Annotated in this window: 16 protein-coding genes; 9 read left to right on the top strand and 7 right to left on the bottom strand. The window is 41.8% G+C overall.

The window, feature by feature from the left end; translation table 11 throughout:
• The first annotated feature begins 545 nt into the window (after positions 1-545).
• Positions 546-1,328 carry a hypothetical protein gene (locus Q8W26_RS10700; RefSeq protein ID WP_101214944.1) on the top strand — a complete coding sequence of 261 codons (783 nt, stop codon included), beginning with the start codon at positions 546-548 and terminating at the stop codon, positions 1,326-1,328.
• Positions 1,329-1,373: 45 nt separating this feature from the next.
• Here Q8W26_RS10700 and Q8W26_RS10695 read toward each other — a convergent pair whose 3' ends face one another.
• The 4 genes from Q8W26_RS10695 to Q8W26_RS10680 form a co-directional block, all read right to left on the bottom strand.
• Positions 1,374-2,213 carry a zinc-dependent peptidase gene (locus tag Q8W26_RS10695; RefSeq protein ID WP_101214943.1) on the bottom strand — a complete coding sequence of 280 codons (840 nt, stop codon included), beginning with the start codon at positions 2,211-2,213 and terminating at the stop codon, positions 1,374-1,376.
• Between the two features lie 62 nt (positions 2,214-2,275).
• Positions 2,276-3,493 carry a cation:proton antiporter gene (locus tag Q8W26_RS10690; protein WP_101214942.1) on the bottom strand — a complete coding sequence of 406 codons (1,218 nt, stop codon included), beginning with the start codon at positions 3,491-3,493 and terminating at the stop codon, positions 2,276-2,278.
• Positions 3,494-3,722: 229 nt separating this feature from the next.
• A complete protein-coding gene (locus tag Q8W26_RS10685) occupies positions 3,723-3,935 on the bottom strand; it encodes a hypothetical protein (protein ID WP_101214941.1) in 213 nt (70 codons plus the stop codon).
• 79 nt (positions 3,936-4,014) lie between these two features.
• On the bottom strand, positions 4,015-4,698 hold the full coding sequence (locus Q8W26_RS10680) for a pirin family protein (protein ID WP_101214940.1): 684 nt from the start codon (positions 4,696-4,698) through the stop codon (positions 4,015-4,017).
• 130 nt (positions 4,699-4,828) lie between these two features.
• Here Q8W26_RS10680 and Q8W26_RS10675 point away from each other — a divergent pair, with 130 nt between their 5' ends.
• The 5 genes from Q8W26_RS10675 to Q8W26_RS10655 all read left to right on the top strand — a co-directional run bounded on the left by Q8W26_RS10675 (position 4,829) and on the right by Q8W26_RS10655 (position 9,610).
• Positions 4,829-5,734 (top strand): LysR family transcriptional regulator, encoded by a 906-nt coding sequence (locus tag Q8W26_RS10675; protein WP_305473332.1) that lies wholly within the window; start codon positions 4,829-4,831, stop codon positions 5,732-5,734.
• Between the two features lie 20 nt (positions 5,735-5,754).
• Positions 5,755-6,852: an OpgC domain-containing protein gene (gene opgC / locus Q8W26_RS10670; protein WP_101214939.1), complete on the top strand. Its 1,098-nt coding sequence runs from the start codon at positions 5,755-5,757 to the stop codon at positions 6,850-6,852.
• A 287-nt stretch (positions 6,853-7,139) separates the two neighbouring features.
• On the top strand, positions 7,140-7,409 hold the full coding sequence (locus tag Q8W26_RS10665; RefSeq protein ID WP_101214938.1) for a type B 50S ribosomal protein L31: 270 nt from the start codon (positions 7,140-7,142) through the stop codon (positions 7,407-7,409).
• A gap of 2 nt (positions 7,410-7,411) precedes the next feature.
• Positions 7,412-7,537 carry a type B 50S ribosomal protein L36 gene (gene ykgO / locus Q8W26_RS10660; RefSeq protein WP_101214937.1) on the top strand — a complete coding sequence of 42 codons (126 nt, stop codon included), beginning with the start codon at positions 7,412-7,414 and terminating at the stop codon, positions 7,535-7,537.
• Between the two features lie 51 nt (positions 7,538-7,588).
• Positions 7,589-9,610 (top strand): TonB-dependent siderophore receptor, encoded by a 2,022-nt coding sequence (locus Q8W26_RS10655; protein ID WP_101214936.1) that lies wholly within the window; start codon positions 7,589-7,591, stop codon positions 9,608-9,610.
• 117 nt (positions 9,611-9,727) lie between these two features.
• Here the strand turns inward: Q8W26_RS10655 and Q8W26_RS10650 are convergent, their stop codons facing one another.
• Together Q8W26_RS10650 and Q8W26_RS10645 are read right to left on the bottom strand one after the other, a co-directional pair.
• Positions 9,728-9,955: a hypothetical protein gene (locus Q8W26_RS10650; protein ID WP_101214935.1), complete on the bottom strand. Its 228-nt coding sequence runs from the start codon at positions 9,953-9,955 to the stop codon at positions 9,728-9,730.
• 193 nt (positions 9,956-10,148) lie between these two features.
• Positions 10,149-10,604 (bottom strand): nuclear transport factor 2 family protein, encoded by a 456-nt coding sequence (locus Q8W26_RS10645; RefSeq protein ID WP_101214934.1) that lies wholly within the window; start codon positions 10,602-10,604, stop codon positions 10,149-10,151.
• A gap of 204 nt (positions 10,605-10,808) precedes the next feature.
• Between Q8W26_RS10645 and Q8W26_RS10640 the strand changes: the two genes are divergently transcribed.
• The 3 genes from Q8W26_RS10640 to Q8W26_RS10630 all read left to right on the top strand — a co-directional run bounded on the left by Q8W26_RS10640 (position 10,809) and on the right by Q8W26_RS10630 (position 13,061).
• Positions 10,809-11,192, top strand: a complete 384-nt coding sequence (locus Q8W26_RS10640; RefSeq protein ID WP_101214933.1) for a VOC family protein — start codon at positions 10,809-10,811, stop codon at positions 11,190-11,192.
• Positions 11,193-11,307: 115 nt separating this feature from the next.
• Positions 11,308-11,988: a YafY family protein gene (locus Q8W26_RS10635; RefSeq protein ID WP_101214932.1), complete on the top strand. Its 681-nt coding sequence runs from the start codon at positions 11,308-11,310 to the stop codon at positions 11,986-11,988.
• A 110-nt stretch (positions 11,989-12,098) separates the two neighbouring features.
• On the top strand, positions 12,099-13,061 hold the full coding sequence (locus Q8W26_RS10630; RefSeq protein ID WP_101214931.1) for a collagenase: 963 nt from the start codon (positions 12,099-12,101) through the stop codon (positions 13,059-13,061).
• A gap of 156 nt (positions 13,062-13,217) precedes the next feature.
• Here the strand turns inward: Q8W26_RS10630 and Q8W26_RS10625 are convergent, their stop codons facing one another.
• On the bottom strand, positions 13,218-17,288 hold the full coding sequence (locus tag Q8W26_RS10625) for a hypothetical protein (RefSeq protein WP_305473327.1): 4,071 nt from the start codon (positions 17,286-17,288) through the stop codon (positions 13,218-13,220).
• Positions 17,289-17,296: the final 8 nt, after the last annotated feature.

The raw sequence follows: 17,296 nt of genomic DNA, 5'->3' as shown, positions 1-17,296 counted from the left end.
AATCGGTCATATCCGCGAACCTTAAGCTCTCAATCAAACGATAGCTCTCAACTAAACGATAGCTATCTATCAGGTCACTGATTAATAACAAGGAAAGTACTATCAAACACCTAACTATTATATTCATTTTGCTCCTGTCAGGCTGTTCAGCGAACCTGCACGAGACAATAGATGTAAAGCCAACTACCAATCAAGAACCTAAAGCAACGAGTCTTGCCACAACCAGTCAGGTTATTACGCTAAAGAAAGCATATACGCCCCAACTGTGGTCAGATCATAAGGTAGTAAACGAGTCGCCAGATTTATGTGCAATCAAAGGCGTATCTATTCTGAAGTCATTAGGATTTAAGCTGGTGACTAAGAATCATACCTATGTGTATGGTAACTTTAGTAATAATAGAGCGGTAATTAAGTGCACTCCTGTGAACCAGCAAACATTCGTTTACACTGCGGTAGCAGGTGAAGATGTAAAATTAATTGAAAGACTAAGAAACGAAATCATGTGGAAGCTATAGCAATAACTCAGCCACTGGGAAACTAATCCATTGAAAATATTATTACTTTTTTTTATCTTGTTGCTAACGGCTTGCTCTAGCACCAATCAACCACCGCAAAAGACATCGCTCACCGCGAGCTTATTTGCAATCACCCCCCTCTCTCTTGAGGTAGCCCAACAGCGCGGTCAACAAATTTACGCAAAGGATCGCTACGCGGCTACAGCAACAGACTTTTTACTACAGCAAGGTGTTTTAAATCGCCAAAGTGGTGTAATTGGCTGGATCACCGAACTAGATAGCAATAAAGCAACCACCTATTTTATTGGCAGTACTGGAGATAAGCCTCAAATAATTTTTGAAGTTCGATTTGGTTACGACGATAACGCCCAAGGCAGGCCAGAATTAGTGCCACCATCGACAATAACTAAGCGCTTAATTAATAAGTTTAAAGTGAGGCAATTGGCGTTGCAGTCCATTCAAGCGCCGTGTACTCGTAACTACAATACCGTGGTATTAGAAGAGCAAGACCAACTGATTGTTTACACGCTCGCGTCAACCACAGAGCCGAATAAAATAGTTGTCGGCGGCCATTATCGTTTTACTTATTTTAAGTCTGACCTTAAATTAAAAGCCAAAGAGCGCCTCTCAAGATCGTGTTTAACCTTAAATAAGTCAGCAGATGCGATTCCTTTTGCTACCCATATTTTAACTGAAACGCCATTAGCCATTCATGCTTATCTAGGAATGCTCCATGGGGAGTTTTATGTCAGTACTAAAAACGGTTTATATCAAGCAAAAAACGGTAATTTAACGCTAATAGAACAACCGTAGTGACAACGTTTAAAATAGCGCCTCCTAACAATTAGCAAGGCGCTATTATCTAAACCAACTCACTGGGTCAACTTGATAATAGCGATATAAAATCTCATATAATGCGCTGTGTTCTTTCCTTAATTGCAGTGGGCGTTCAAAAAAGCTTTCCGTGATAACGGCAAAAAACTCTGCTTCGTTAGTCGCCCCATAGGTATCAATAACACTTGATTTGTTTTGCCATAATTGACTACGCAACTGTTGATATTCTTGACTGAGCACTTTATTCCACTGCTGATACATCGCGCGCTCTTTTAATTTAGGTGTTCCGGTCGCCCCACCATTTTGCTGATCAAGTTGATGTGAAAATTCATGTAAAATGACATTGTGACCATCTTGCTCATTAATCGACCCAGCTAAACTATCAGACCAAGACAATACGACCGTTCCCCATGGCCATGACTCACCTAAACGAGTCTGCTCAACGTCCGAGACAATTTGATTATGCTGGTGTTGCTGTTTCGCACGATAGGCGCCGGGATATAGCACGATAGTTTTAACATTAATAAAGTTATCACTATGGCGATTTAGTAAGAGTAAACACGCATTGGCAGCAACGACTAATCGCATATTGTCATCCACGACAAGCCCGTCTCCACCAACAAAATGTTTCTCCGCTAAAAACACCTGAATGTGACCGCTCAACTGTTTTTGTAAGGTCGGTGGCAAACGTCGATAAAGTGGCATCGCCCGATTGAGTAGGTGTAGTTGCTGTGAAGATAACGGCTTTGCATGATGCGCTACCCGCCTTTTTTCAAGCAAGTACTTTTGCCCCCAAATCACATAGCACCATACAGATGTCGCAACAAAACACACAAGAAAGATCGCCAAATGGACTGCCATCATTTATCCAAACATACTAAAGACTTGGTACCATTTATCTTAAATTCAAGAGGTTGATTGATAATTTAAGGGGCATTTCCCATATCATCAGCTCCATAGCGCCCATAAAACCATTTCATAATTAATGGCGGCAATAAGGTCGTTAAAGCGATTACAATCACTAAAGCAGCATAGATTTCGTTGTTAAAAATGCCACTGACACGTCCGAGCTCAACGAAAATTAATCCCACCTCTCCCCGTGGGACCATCGCCATACCAATCATCCACTTCGCTTTTAACGGCTGATTAATAAAGAATGCACCACACATCTTACTCACAATAGCAGCAATCAAAACCAATAATGAAAAGCTCCAAATAAACGTCGAACTCCAGTCAATTTCTCGCAAATTTAACGACAAACCAACATAAACAAAGAAAATCGGAGTAAATAAATAAACGATTGGGCTCATTTGTTTTTCGATACGTTGAGCAAATTGCTCATCAGAATGAAAGGCGATACCAAGAGGTAAGAAAAAGCGCCGTGATAATGCAAGTCCAGCAGCAAAACCACCAAGTAATTCAGGTGCACCCATTGCATGAGCGAGCCATGCAAAAAACAGCACTAATGAGACAACGGTCGTGGGCAACAACCCTGGGAGTTCACTGGCTTCATCAAAACGTTTAATTAATAAGGAAATAAGCTTTGCCGCCATAGGCGCAAGAACAAAGAACGCCCCAACAAACATCAATACTTTACTGGCGTTAACAATATTAACCCCACCACCGACCGAAAACTCATAGAGCAGCGCTAATAATACCACCCCTAGCACATCATCAAGTACCGCAGCCCCAAGTACAATTTGCCCCTCGGTAGACTGCTGCCGGTTTAAGTCAGATAACACCCGCACCGTCACACCAATACTGGTAGCCGTTAAAGTACCACCGATAAATAAGGAGACCAACAAGGTCAGGTCAAATAGCCAATAACTGATCAAAAAGCCTAAAACAAGCGGTAAAATGAACCCAGCCACTGAAACAATCACTGACTCAGTCCCCGTATTCATGAGACGCTTTATATCAGTTTGTAAGCCCACCTCAAAAAGCAATAATAAAATACCAATTTCAGCCATCAATTTGATCGCTTCAATCGGCTCAATCCACCCAAGTAAACTTGGCCCCAGCACAATACCCGCAAGTAATTCACCGATTACCGATGGCGCTTTTAAACGCGTTGCAAGCTCAGCTAAAATACGAGCGGTTAGGAGGATAACCATCAAATAAAGAAAATAATCATGCGTTGCCATAAATATTCTCACCAATATAATATGTGATAGTAATTGTTTTGAACGCTACTAAACGGAACACGCTCTACTCTCTCCAGCGACAGCCTCACAATATAATCACAGTCAATATTTACTACCTATGATACGTCGATCACAAGTAGTCGATAGTTAAACTATAACAGAAATAAGCTGTTCATTAATTACCCACTTTTATTTTTCACTAGTGCCTCACCCTCTTTTTAATCAACACCTAAACCCTCTTAGGCTGATACCATTGATAGAGGTGCATAGTTATCGGCATCACCATGTAAGTAATAATTGGTACGATGATAGCAACATCAACAGCCACTTTAATCAGCTTGCTACTCGGCAAAAAAGGGTTAATCCATTCCGGCACAAAATACACCAGAGGCACAAGCGCCAGATACGTTATTAATGCGATAAAATGTCTACTTGGTTTCATGTTTTTTACTCCTAGAGTTCAATTTAAAGCACACAAGTAGCCAACATGTATGCTTTAATTAGTGAATTAATTCCTCTTTTTATTGGCTAATAACCACAAATTCTACAACTGATTGCGCCTTAATTTCAGTATTCAAGCTGCGGATTAAATCCCCGTCTTGAGCGTCAAAGGTACTGCGGTCATCAGCTATCTGTGCTGAACCATTAAAGACATAAACTAACGTTTCACCGCTGAAGCTCACTTGCTCTTCAGCCTTTAAGCGCACAATATCAATCTTAGTTTTACTATCAAAAGTGTCAGTCTGCGCCTTACTACCACCATAGATGCGAGTGATACCCTGCATTTTCGGTGTATAAAGCTTATATCCCGCTGGCTGTCCCAACTCATCAGGCAATACCCAAATCTGCAATAAACGATTTTTTGTCGCATCAGGGTTAATCTCATTATGTGCAAAGCCTTCGCCACCAGCGCGTTGTACTTGCGTTTGTCCTGCGACTAAACTTTGACCATGTTCTAATGAGCCTTCATGGGTCACCTGACCATCAACCATCACTGTGATTACATCAATCTCTTTATGCGGATGCATATGAGTTTCTCCGTGAGGGTTAAACTTCGCATCCGCTAAATACACAAAGTTACCTAGGCCATTAAAAGTATTTGGTGATTTTCGACCAGCAAATACGCGTTCATCGGTAACGATACGATGCTCTGTTAACCCTGCAAAGCCGCCTAAAGGTAATGTGTCTCTGTTTAAAATTTGCATGTTTGCTCCAGTAATTATTGTTGTCTGCGTTTCAATAAGTTCATAGTAGCCCCCTAACACTGTTTGATAAATACCAGATTATTGTTATGATAATCTCATTTATGACAACAATTAAATTTCAAGGACAACGATGGCACTAGAACATGACCTAAATGACATGATGATCTTTTTAGCCGTGGTTGAAACTGGCAGTTTTACGCTGGCGGCGGATCGTTTAGGGATCCCTAAAGCCAATGTCAGTCGTAAAGTGTCTCGCCTAGAGCAACGTCTTAATGTCACCCTATTAGAACGCTCAACTCGCTCACAGCACCTCACCGAAGCAGGCAGCCGCTATTTGCAACATTGTAAACGAATCAATGAAGAACTTGATTTAGCTTCGGCTGCGGTATCAGAAATTTTGCATAGCTATAAAGGCAGTTTAAAAGTAGGCGCTTCTATTACTACAGGCCAGCAGGTTTTACGCCCCGCCTTAGCCACTTTCATGCATCAATACCCCGAGTTAAATGTACAGCTAAGCTTAGTTAACCGCCGCGTCGATTTTATTGAAGAAGGCTTTGATGTTGTGATAAGGATCGGAAAGTTAGATGACTCATCACTCATTGCTAAAAAGCTTGGTACTATCTCTCGCCGTTTTTTCGCCAATCCGAAATACTTAGCAAAAGCAGGCACACCAACCGCATTAGAACAGCTAGCAGATCATCAGCTATTAGTTATCAACCCTGTTAATAGTGACGTTCGACTCAACCTCACCTCCACTGGCGGTCAATCACAAACAATCAATCAGCAACCGCGTTTATTAGTCGATGATTTCTCGATGCTAAAACAATCGATGGTTGATGGCCTTGGCGTTGCCGTGATCCCTGATTATATGTGCTATGACGAAATCGATTCAGGCGCACTAGTTAACATACTACCGGAATGGGGAATGGAACCGCTTGATATTTACGCCTTATACCCTCGAAATAGAGCTAAAATACCGAAAGTAAAAGCCTTTATTGAATTTGTCATCGATTTATATAACGATGTATTGAAATAAACTACAGGCAGCTACCGATAATGATAACCAGAGATTTAACTTACGACGGCCTGCGTGGCTGGCTATTAATTGTTATCGCCTGTAATCACCTTTATGGCAGTTTCGTTACTCAATGGACTCGAGAACCTTTTGGCTTAGTCTCTGCCGCAGAAGGCTTTGTCTTTTTGTCAGGTTTTGTTGCTTATCTTGTTTATAGCAAACTCGTCGACCAACCTCAGCGCCTCAACCAAAAAGTGTGGCGACGCTGTTTTACCATTTATCGTTTTCACCTTCTCGGCATCCTAGTAACCTTTAGCCTTGTGAGTTTGTTTCCTGTTTATATTCCGTTATGGTCTGACTTTTTTGCCGCCTCGAACTGGTTTGAACAACCACTACATTCCGCGATAGCGGCGACCTTATTACTGGAGCATCCTGGGTTTCACGACATCTTGATTCTGTATTTAGTACCGATGTTATTTTTACCCTTGGCGATTAAACTCATCAAGCAAGGACAGGCAGTGGTTGTGGCCATAACAAGCTTTAGCATTTGGCTTATTGCTCAATACATCTCAATTGACTTTATTACGCCATTGTTTAATCTGTTATTACCGCAAATCAAATTAAACGTCAGTTATTTCGACCCGCTGGCATGGCAAATCTATTTTTACCTAGGGGTGTTGCTGAGCCATCTTAAAATAGATAAAGCTTGCCAATTTAACTTTTCCCCGATAATTAAAGCGCTACTGTTAATGGCGGCGGCATTGTTCTTTATGCTAAGGCATTGGCCACCTGTAGAATTGGAAAGTTACTTAACGGGTCACGGTTCAGCGCCACTGTTACGCCAAATCAATCTCTTATTAATGGCCTATGTTTTGATGTTGGCGATGCGCAAACTGCCGCAACTCTTTACCCTGCGTTATCCAGTATTTCTCGGCCAACACGCACTGAGTGTTTTTACCTTTCATGCGGTTGTGGTGTATTTCTTATTGCCGATTAGTCAGCCTTATACCACAAGCGTTTGGTATTGGGATGTGGTAGCTTGCCTATTCTTTATTGCGCTACTGGCAATACCGGCCAGGCTCGATCAATGTTTTCAGCAATACCGCAAAAAATTTACTAAAAATGTGTTAACCATATAGCGCCTTCGCAAGTTTTACTGTTGCGGCTCAACTGTAAACATACCAAACTCGAAGTCTAGGCTAACATCAATTCCACTCATTATCTGATCATTTTCGTCTAGACGAATAATAGCTGTGTTATTCATTGTCGATGTAGAGTAACTACATCGACCAATCAATACCGACCGTTGTAATACTTTGCCACACACCAAATCTAAATAACATTCATTCTCAATAAAAGTTTACAAACGGCAACGTTATGTTATAACATAATAAAATTATTTGACGCAATATCACATAGGTTACACATGAAAGCTAATATCCACCCTGAATACCGTTCAGTACTATTCCACGACATTTCTGCTGATTCTTTTTTCTTAATCGGATCAACCATCAAGACTGATCAACAACACACATGGGAAGAAGATGGACAGACTTACCCATACGTTACCCTTGATGTTTCAAGCGACTCACACCCGTTCTACACAGGACAACAAAAACAATCGAGTAAAGAAGGTCGTGTGGCCAGCTTTGGTCAACGTTTTGGAAAGCTTTTTTCTAAGACAAAAGGAAAATAATCATGAAAGTGCTCTCATCACTAAAATCAGCTAAAAGTCGTCACCCAAAATGCCAAATTGTACGTAGACGTGGAAAGCTGTATGTCATCTGCAAAGAGAACCCTCGTTTTAAAGCACGACAGCGCTAAACCAGTTTTTTTAAGAACAATGTAATTATATCGACAGGGTGAAGTAGTTTTATGAAGTGGTACCTAACGACGTTTGTATCAATTGGCCTCATCGCAAGCCCTACGTTTGCGAAACAGCAGAGTAATAAGCAGCTTTTTGATAAAGCATTCTTCGCAAAATATACCGTTCAAACGGCTTGGGATATGACACAAATCATCCCAGGCTTTCACCCTGATTACGGTGCAACAGTACGAGGATTTACCGGTGGCGGCGGTAATATTTTAATCGATGGAAAAAGACCTTCAGTTAAGTCTGGTAATATCAGTGATATCTTGCATAACCTAGCAGCTAAAGATGTTGATAATATCGAGCTTATTGTCGGTAGTACAGGTGTTGGTGATGCCGCGCAAAAGTCGACTATTATTAATATCATTCGCACTAAAGCCACCACAAGCTTACGTGTAGAAACGACAGCCAATTATGTTGACCAAGGAGAAATAAAGCCTAAACTCTTATTGAACTATGCCAGTCAATGGCAAGATTGGTCATACCAAGTAAACAGCTTGTATGAAGAAAAGAAAATACCTAAGAACTCTCGGGTTTGGCAATATGACAAACAGGACTTAACAGCACATTATCAACAATCCCAAGTCGCAGCATTTCGCGAATATACACTCACTACCGACGCTTCTCGTTTTATCGAACAAAACAAACTCGATATATTCACAAAAATAAAGTGGAGTAATTACCACCCTGTCACATCTAGAGTGACACGAGATAGAGAGCAACCATTTTTCCACAACGATCGTGATAGTGAATATTACATGGCCGAGTTCGGACTTGACTATGGCTTCAATTTAAATAACCAATGGCAAGGTCGAAGCCAAGCTATTTTTTTAGCTAATCATTGGACCGTTGATCGCAACACAACTCACTCACCGATAACGCCTTCACCAGATGCATCGGCAATCGAATTATTACGCTACGACTTTGAACGCGATAAAACTGAGTCTATCATCAAAGGCACTTGGTTCAACACTGAGCTCGACTGGCAGCCAGAGTTCGGAGGGGAAATAGCATTCAATCAAAGTGACTTTGACTCAACATTTACCTCAAGCATTGATGGTATCACTCAAGCCATTCCCCAAAATGCCGCTAACGTTGTAATCTCCGAGTTAAGGAGCGATATTTTTCTTCGCGGCAACAACGCTCTGACACCACAGTTACGACTTAATTACGCGCTTGCCGCGGAATACTCACAACTGAAAGTAACGGGTGAAGCAAGCAATCAACAAAATTATCTATTTTTCAAACCCAGTCTCAGTTTAATTTACACTGCTGAATCAGGGTGGACATGGCAAAACCAAATCCAACGAACGGTGGGGCAGCTCGATTTTAAACTTTTTGCAGCGCAGTCAAATTTAGTTGATGATAGAAATACAGCGGGTAACCCTCAACTGAAACCAGATTCGGCAACGAAGCTTAGCACAACGTTTAACTATACGTTTATTAACCACGCTGCGTTTAGCTTCTCTCTTTATCACGATTGGCGACAAGATGTGCTAGAACAGATAGTGCTTCCCTCTGGCCATATTGGTACTGGAAACGCTGGCGATGCTCGCGTTATTGGGGCAACAACCCAATTCACATTGCCCTTAGAACATATACTGCCCCAAGGGCAACTCTCTCTAAATGCCACAACATTCGATGGTGACTTCACCGACCCGCAAACAGGGAACTCACGTCAACTCACGGGCACTAAGAAGCCTGAAATCAAGGTCTCAATTCGTCAGGATAATTTGTGGGACTCAGTTTCTTGGGGGGCATCATATACGGCCGAGAACACTACAAATAATTACTACGTTGCTGAACATAGCAAGGTGATACAAGATGAGATTTGGACATTCTTTATTGAAAAGCAATTGGCCAGTGGCTGGCGTATCAAACTCGATGTCACTGACTTAGGTACCCCTTTACAGCTTAATAAGCGCAGCTTCTTTACCGATAGTCACGCTAAAACCATTAACGCTCATCATCACAATGAAACAGAGCAACCGTGGCAAGCCAACTTATCCGCTTCTATTGTATTGTAAAAATGCCTTTCTTGGGCGCTATCTCTAGCGCCCAAGCTCTATTTTTGTGGTATCACTAGACAGAGCAGTCCTTCAACGCACTAACCAGTTTCTCTTCTAATGGGTGAAGCTCAGTGGCTACCAGCTTCTTACAATAGCGGTGACCAAAAATTTTTTCTGCGGTTGCTGCTCGTTAGGCAACTGACTAATAAGGGTTAATTCCTTGGTTGTTGAATCGCTTCTAAATATCGACAGTTGATGCTGTGGCTGCCCTAACTCATTATAGTCAGTACTTACCACACGCAAGAACTCACCATACTCACTAAAACGATATTGACTATTGCTCCAGCCAAAGTCACCTATCATTGATGCTGATGCTGATGCTTATCGTATTTTCATTAAGTGAGAACTTATGGATCACGGGATAGTTTTTATTACCTTCTTGATCGTAGTGCACGCCATAAATAGAAGATACTAGCGCAACGCTCCGTTGATAGTACTCAACTAAAGTCTAGACAACCCCCGATATAATGAGAGAGCGAACCGCTACTTCATCAGGTTACTTTTTCGTTGCAACAAAGGTTTTATTAACGATACGCCACGCATCATTACGCTTATACATTACTAAATAATCTACGTAATGTGTTTTTGGTGTTTCGAAATCAAGCTTCACCATTGCCATTTTATTATCGACAATATCTACAGATAGTATTTTCGCCTGCCAAGTATCCTTTGTGGCTTTTTTAAAAAAACCAGCAAATTCCTTGAGTGGCACTGTTCGAATGATTTCTTGCCCAGAGTCTTTATCAATCCTTATCATTTTCACATCGCCAAATGCTGTATCGAAAGCCTGCTGTAACTGTTTTTGATCGCCATTAGCAGCGCCATTAAAATAGTTATATGCCGTATCAATGACGGCTTGATGCTCCAAACTGGTGATAGACTCTGCCCGCACTGTCATTGAAATAGCAACCAGCACAATTATCGTCGTCGCAGTCTGTTTAATAAAGTTCATGAGATTTAATCCATTAATAGTTAGTTTCAGTTCATTTGATATCGATTACGTCTAAAAGTAAATGATTCAAAATGTAAAAAAGTATGTAGGTAGATTCATTACTGACACTACGCTGTCAGTAGCCCAGTGCTATTGTTCCCTTACTGCAATTAATCAATAAAAATAATTAGTTGCACACTTAAAAACTAATCAAGGAGAATACTGATGTTAGAACACCAACCACTTGTCTGGGCCGAAATTGCTGTCACCGATATGGACCGCGCTGTCGCTTTTTATCAACGTCATTTTGAGGTGTCGTTTAAGCTAGAAACCATGAACGATATGGAAATGGCGATTCTTGAGTCGACGAATGAAGAAAACGCCACCATCGGTTTAGTTAAACATGAAATGATGAAGCCAAGTCTGGATGGCAGTACTGTCTATTTACATCTAACACCAACACTTAACGCAAAAGTGTCAGAGTTAGAACAAGCAGGTGTCACTATCTTGCTACCTGTTATGCCTATTAGTGATGGTGAATGTGGTTACATTGCCATTTTCGTTGATAGTGAAGGTAATAAAGTCGGTTTATGGTCTAAAGACCTATAAACCTTTGGCAACTATCTAAATAATAAAACGTAAATATGAATAGCCCGAATGTTTCATTTGGGCTAAATTACAGTTGAGCCTTCGCCTTTCTAGCAAGCAGAGACCTTAGAACGTTATGCGCCGAGCAGATCGATTATTTCAAATTATACAACTATTAAAAAACCGCCGCTTAACCACCGCGAGCTTACTTGCCGAAGTACTTGAAGTTTCAACGCGCACCATTTACCGCGACATTCAAGATTTAATAGCCAACGGTATTCCAGTTGAAGGTGAAGCGGGGGTCGGTTATTTATTGCGAGAAGAGGTGGATGTACCACCACTGATGTTTAACGAGCAGGAACTCGAGTCCATTCAAGTGGGTTTAAGAATGGTTGAAGCCTGGGCAGGTAGTGAGTTAGCCAGCGCAGCCAAACAAGCCATGATTAAAGTGTCAGCCGTACTGCCACAAGAGTTACAGTCATTTAATTCACTCATGTTTGCGCCTGACTTTTATAGTGAATCTCTTGAGTTTAAACACCTTGACGGGTTACGCCGTGCCACTAAAAAACGTCATTACATTACCATTAATTATACAGACGCTAAAGAAAATCAAACACAACGTCGGGTTAGACCACTTGCTATTCATCTATGGCGTGGTGCTTGGACATTACTGACTTGGTGTGAACTTCGCCATGATTTTCGTAACTTCCGAATCGACCGTATCATCGACTTTGTAACTAGCGAAGCGACTTTTTCACACACTCCCGGACAGGAGTTAGCTGACTTTATTGAATATATTCAGCAACATTATAAGTAGTAGCCCCTAATTAATAAATAAGTTACCTACCAAACAGAATTAAAGATGCACAGCCACACAATTAAAGTATACTGTATACAATAATAATTCTACTTAACTTATGAGCATCCATGATGAAAACAAAATTGGTTATCGCCCTCCTTAGCGTTGGGCTTATTGCTGGCTGTCAAACAACCTACTCACCAAAGATAGTCGATTACAGTAAACTCAAACTGGCCAAAGGCAATATCGTTAATGACGGAGAAGTGTACGTGCCAGCTTGGGTACGTAATGAAAAGCAAATCAATCAAGTATTAGTCAACGAACATCATTGCGCCGATAACTTAGTACTTCGTTATCAAAACATGAGTGAACAAAATATTACTGATTCTTGTCAATTACTAAAAGACACTGAAACTCGCTTCCATCAGTTATTTAAACGCCAAGGTAAGCCGCTACTCCATGATAACAACCAAGTGCTTCGCGCAAATATCTACGCAGGACGTGACGATTACGTCAAATATGTAACCGATCATTTTGATGTTCCATCCAACAATGGCGGGATGTATTTGGAAGGGCTTCCACACATGGAAAACAACAGCGCTGAATATGTTGCTTATCTACGTAATGGCCAAGTATGGAATTTAAATCATGAATTTGTACATTACCTTGATGGCCGCTTTAATACCTATGGTGACTATTGTTCACCGCCACACGATAATCATTATGGGCCTGAATATTGTCCAGAGCCAGCACCAGAGCCCCCTTATTTAATCTGGTGGGGAGAAGGCTTGGGTGAATACGTCGCTCACATGAACAACAACCCATCAGCACTTAAGCTAGCTGGCAATAAGACCTACCAATTAAGCGAATTATTTTATAATAGCAGTGCTAATTGGGATACCGACCGTGTATATCGTTGGGGTTATTTAGCCGTTCGCTACATGATGGAATTTCAGCGCGATAAAGTGGATCACATGCTAACTCATGTTCGTCGTGGTGATTACGCTCGCTACCAAAAAATCGTCAAAACTTGGGGCACTAGCATGGATGCCGACTTTCATGTTTGGTTGGATACGGTTGCAATAAAGTAGCATAACAGACGCACCATGCAATGCGTCTATTCAGGGCTACATGACAAACTCATCACCCTGAAGCGCTCTTATTAAGGACCTTTTAAATTACCCGTCGCCCTGAAGTTTTTATTCAGGGCCTTGCTTTTATACCCACGCACAAATACTCGCTAACGCCTACTTCTCATCGTCCTTAGTTTGAGCTTTCTTCTCTTCGGTGCGCCAATATCCCTGAACACCTAGCTGTTGCCATGCCCATTTGATCCAGCTAATAAATGAAAAGCTTAGCCAGATAACCCATATCAGCATAATCCCTTTATAGAACAGGTTAGAAATATTAAACACTGTCACTTGTGGTAACTCACCGCTAGACTGATCTGCAAACCACTTTAAATGATTACCGTATGAATTATTACCAGCCACTCCCATATCAGCCGAGCTTAACAGGCTCGCTGGGATCACACTAATAAGGGATAAAATGGCAATAATAGATAGGCCATATAACAGTAATTGCGAAATATTAAACGCGACTCGATCCAGTGTTTTTGGTCGATAAGTACTTGCGCTAACAGCGCCAAACCACAACGCTAATAGTATGAGTACGCCCCAGTTATTCAGGCTTAAACCAAATCCGAGAATTATCCAATTAGCGGTATTAAGTGGTGAGAACTTTACTCGTGCTAATAGTAATGCTAATAAAATAAAGGCGATTAGCTCTCCCCAATAAAGTACTGCTGGGCCTAATGCTGGCCCCTGTGTCCATAACACCCAGCGCTGCTCACTTATATCGTAAACCGTATCAATATTGCTCACTGGTGCGCCTAGATTGACCTTTGGTGATGTTAATAACAGCTGCTCAGATACGCTTGCTCGCATCTCGATTTTAACGTGATGATGGCCCGGCTGAATCGGAAGGGTTAAACGCCCTTGCTCCAGCTGTAAATTAATCAATTTATTATCTATTCGAATCTCTTTAAGTTGATACCCTTCAGGGAGTTCAATGGTATGTTCCCCGCCTCGAGTACTGCGATACTTAAAAGCTAAGTCTAGGGTCGACGTCCGTGTACCTTGCTCGATATGATAGCGAACGTTATCAATAGCCAATACATGCCCTTTGCTCACTGTAGGACGAGACAAAGCCATAGTTAACGCCTCACCCGCATAAGGGTAAAACGATGTAACAAAGTAATCATCAGGGTCTTGTTCACCTAAAATTACTGGAGGGCCATCAAGTGACACATGCCAAGCAGGGCTAACCACGACATGCCAAATTTCACTAAACGATTGTCCAGCTTCTGTTTGTAACCTAAGTTGCTCAGTTCTATCTAAAGTTGAACGCCACGAAAACTGACTTTTTCCCGACGCAATGGTCGCAACAACACTCCCTTCATTAACTTCTATTTCATTACTTAATACATGCTCACCTTGCAACGTTGGTATCGTAAGCGTAATCGAACCAGCATGGGGAGCAACCCGTTCAACTACGGTATTGACACTCCATTGCTGGTCGATAGTTAATGTTCGCGTCACCTTAACAAAAGGAGAATAGGTATAACGACTCGACGCCCTTTCATTATCGCCTTGTTTCGGTTGCAAACTAGTAAACTCTAACGTGTTTCCAACCAAGCGGTTATTTTGATAACCAACCACTTGCCACAGCTTAGTCGGCTCAATCGTTATAAATTTAGGGTTTTGTTTAAACTTGAGCTGAAATGCATCCACAGGGGCAACCTGCCCTATTAAATTTAGCTTGGTAATGCCTTTAGCTACTGGCACGTAGACCCAGTTATTATGCTTAAACAAACGTTTCGCTAGTTTGCCATTAATGAGCACTCGCTGGGGTTGCCAAAATAGCGATTTAGGCAGCGCAACGGCACTACTAACTTGCGCATGAACGTTAAGGGTTAGCACTAATTCTTTCCCTTCTGTGACTAAGACTAAGTCATTAATCGTCGCACACTGCGGCGCGCACTCAGGCGATTTCGTTAAGCGCTTTTTTAATTCTGTTAATAGTGGCTGATCAGGGAATTGCGACGCACTGGTATCAAATGAACTTAGCGGCAGCAATAACAATAATGCACAAGCTGCGCTTACATTTTTCTTGTCAATGCGCTGCACTAGTTCGCTAATGCTAGCTTTCAATAATAAGAAGAGGCAAAAAACACTTAACAGCACACCCAAAACCTTAACCACGCGATAGCTATTTTTCGATAAAATCAACACATCAAAGGATTGCTCTTGAGCCACTGGACTATGCCAATTAATATGATATTTATTCCATTCCCAACTTGGAATACCTGAGCCAGCCTGCATCTGAGCATCCGATTGATAGAGGGTCATTGACTCAGATAACTTAACTTTCGAAGCCGTCACTTCAATACGCTCATATTCGTTGGCGTCAGTCATTGGTCGCGCCATAGCCTTTTGCTGCGATAGAGCCTTTTGCTGTGCTTGGCGAGCACGAGACTCTATCGCCTCCTGCTTATGCCTCATTTCATCCTCTTTTTGCATCACATAACTTACTTGTTTTGATTCCAGTTGCGGATGAAGCACTGTACGAAGCTGTATTGCCGAGAAATACAACACGGTGGCCACCGCAATGACAGCACTCATTAGCCAGTAAGTTCTTACCATCCCTTCGATACGTTTAAAAGGTTGATGTTGTTTTAATGCAATAGCTAGCAACAAATTAAACACCGCCGCGATAGGTGCGCCGCTTTCTTGATACACAAATAGCATCATTAACCCAGTGACGACACCGGCCACAATGCCAATTAATCGCCCAGCTATCAGCGCAAGAAATAAAACAATAAAACTTGCCCAAATAGACCAGCTGCTTAACCAACTATTTGAAACATGATCTGCACCAAAAACGGCGAAAAGTTGATGACCAGGGGGGAGGTTCAATTCAAGCGAGACGCGCTCAAAATGACTTTGCCAACCAGTAATAGGAAGCGAACTCGTTGCTTCAATTTGTCCTCGCGCTTGAACATCAAGATTCGGGTAACGATTCTCGATTCCACGCTCATTGTTATTGAGGCTAGTAATTAACATTGGGCCATCTTGATTCTCGGCTGATTCCAGTTCAAAAGGCGCTGACATGCCCAAACGCCAGTTATCTAACATCGAGCCTCTAAGTCGGTCATTAAACGCAAAAGAATCATTGTCAAATGACAGCCACAGCGAACGCGTTAGTGTCAGTTGGTTCTCTAAATGCAGTGGCTTACCACGATGCTGCACCTCAAAGGTTAAGGTGTCTTTACTTGTCATCAAGTAACTTGGTAATTTATACCAATCATTCGGCATTTTCGCCTGATTACTATCAATGGCAGGCACACCCGTTAACTTACCAATACGCAGGCGCTCATCGCCTTGAAAGGTCCAAACCTCTTGCTGTGGCCATTGATGAGACTGAGCTGGCTTAGTCCATGATAACAAGGACGGTTTTGCATAAGCGTAAGCCATGATTTCATGACGCCCCGGCTTTACTTTTGCTTGCAAAACGCCCTCACTATCTAAAAAGACACTGAGTTTTGAGTTTAAGCCAACGAGTTTAAAACCTTGTGGTAACAACGTGCCTAACGCGACTTCTCGCATTTTTCCGGATACATTTAAACTAATATAAGTTGCTAATGATAAATAAGCTCCATCGCTCACGCGTCTCGCCACTTGAATATCAAGCGCATCTTGTTTGGCCGCTATAGGGGTTAACTTTTTCAGCCACAGCATATTTGCTTCAACTTTAGGGAAGTCAATTGCTTGGTCCTTCACCTGCATATCAATTAAGGCATATTGTGGCGGCACGGCTAACGTTTGAGGAATTCTCTGCCATTTAAATAGTCCTTCAATATGATAATCACCAGTGGTCAGCTTAATTACAGGTCGGCCATTTTGTTCAATCACCGCTTTAGCTTTACCATTGACTTCAACTTGCTGTGGCCAGTGCTGATGATTACCCGGTAATGGCACTGTACTTGGCGTTAAGACTTGCCAATTTAGCGAAAAACGTGCTGACTTATCAAACACCTCTAACTGTAATGTACTTGGCCATGCACAAATATGATTATGTTTTTTACCAAACCGCGTATTGTTGATAAACGGACAGTTGCGCTGATCGTCACCAGCAAGGACCCAAGGAACCCAAGGCTTCAGTGGTTCAGGGATTGAGGTATTAGCCAGCACGTTAGCCGAGAAAAGTAAAAAGAAAAAGCCTGCTATTAAAGCAAGTGTAGTAGTTGATTGTTTCACGATAAATC

Source organism: Psychrobium sp. 1_MG-2023, from assembly GCF_030689115.1.
Lineage (GTDB): Bacteria > Pseudomonadota > Gammaproteobacteria > Enterobacterales > Psychrobiaceae > Psychrobium.
The sequence above is the reverse complement of the archived record's forward strand: the minus strand, read 5'-3'. Positions and strand labels throughout refer to the sequence as shown.

Excerpts from the sequence above, each read along its gene's own strand:
- opgC (WP_101214939.1), top strand. The coding sequence starts at position 5,755 with ATGATAACCAGAGATTTAACTTACGACGGCCTGCGTGGCTGGCTATTA.
- Q8W26_RS10635 (WP_101214932.1), top strand. The coding sequence starts at position 11,308 with ATGCGCCGAGCAGATCGATTATTTCAAATTATACAACTATTAAAAAAC.
- Q8W26_RS10640 (WP_101214933.1), top strand. The coding sequence starts at position 10,809 with ATGTTAGAACACCAACCACTTGTCTGGGCCGAAATTGCTGTCACCGAT.
- Q8W26_RS10655 (WP_101214936.1), top strand. The coding sequence starts at position 7,589 with ATGAAGTGGTACCTAACGACGTTTGTATCAATTGGCCTCATCGCAAGC.
- Q8W26_RS10695 (WP_101214943.1), bottom strand. The coding sequence starts at position 2,213 with ATGATGGCAGTCCATTTGGCGATCTTTCTTGTGTGTTTTGTTGCGACA.
- ykgO (WP_101214937.1), top strand. The coding sequence starts at position 7,412 with ATGAAAGTGCTCTCATCACTAAAATCAGCTAAAAGTCGTCACCCAAAA.
- Q8W26_RS10645 (WP_101214934.1), bottom strand. The coding sequence starts at position 10,604 with ATGAACTTTATTAAACAGACTGCGACGACGATAATTGTGCTGGTTGCT.
- Q8W26_RS10680 (WP_101214940.1), bottom strand. The coding sequence starts at position 4,698 with ATGCAAATTTTAAACAGAGACACATTACCTTTAGGCGGCTTTGCAGGG.
- Q8W26_RS10630 (WP_101214931.1), top strand. The coding sequence starts at position 12,099 with ATGATGAAAACAAAATTGGTTATCGCCCTCCTTAGCGTTGGGCTTATT.
- Q8W26_RS10665 (WP_101214938.1), top strand. The coding sequence starts at position 7,140 with ATGAAAGCTAATATCCACCCTGAATACCGTTCAGTACTATTCCACGAC.
- Q8W26_RS10690 (WP_101214942.1), bottom strand. The coding sequence starts at position 3,493 with ATGGCAACGCATGATTATTTTCTTTATTTGATGGTTATCCTCCTAACC.
- Q8W26_RS10650 (WP_101214935.1), bottom strand. The coding sequence starts at position 9,955 with ATGATAGGTGACTTTGGCTGGAGCAATAGTCAATATCGTTTTAGTGAG.
- Q8W26_RS10675 (WP_305473332.1), top strand. The coding sequence starts at position 4,829 with ATGGCACTAGAACATGACCTAAATGACATGATGATCTTTTTAGCCGTG.
- Q8W26_RS10685 (WP_101214941.1), bottom strand. The coding sequence starts at position 3,935 with ATGAAACCAAGTAGACATTTTATCGCATTAATAACGTATCTGGCGCTT.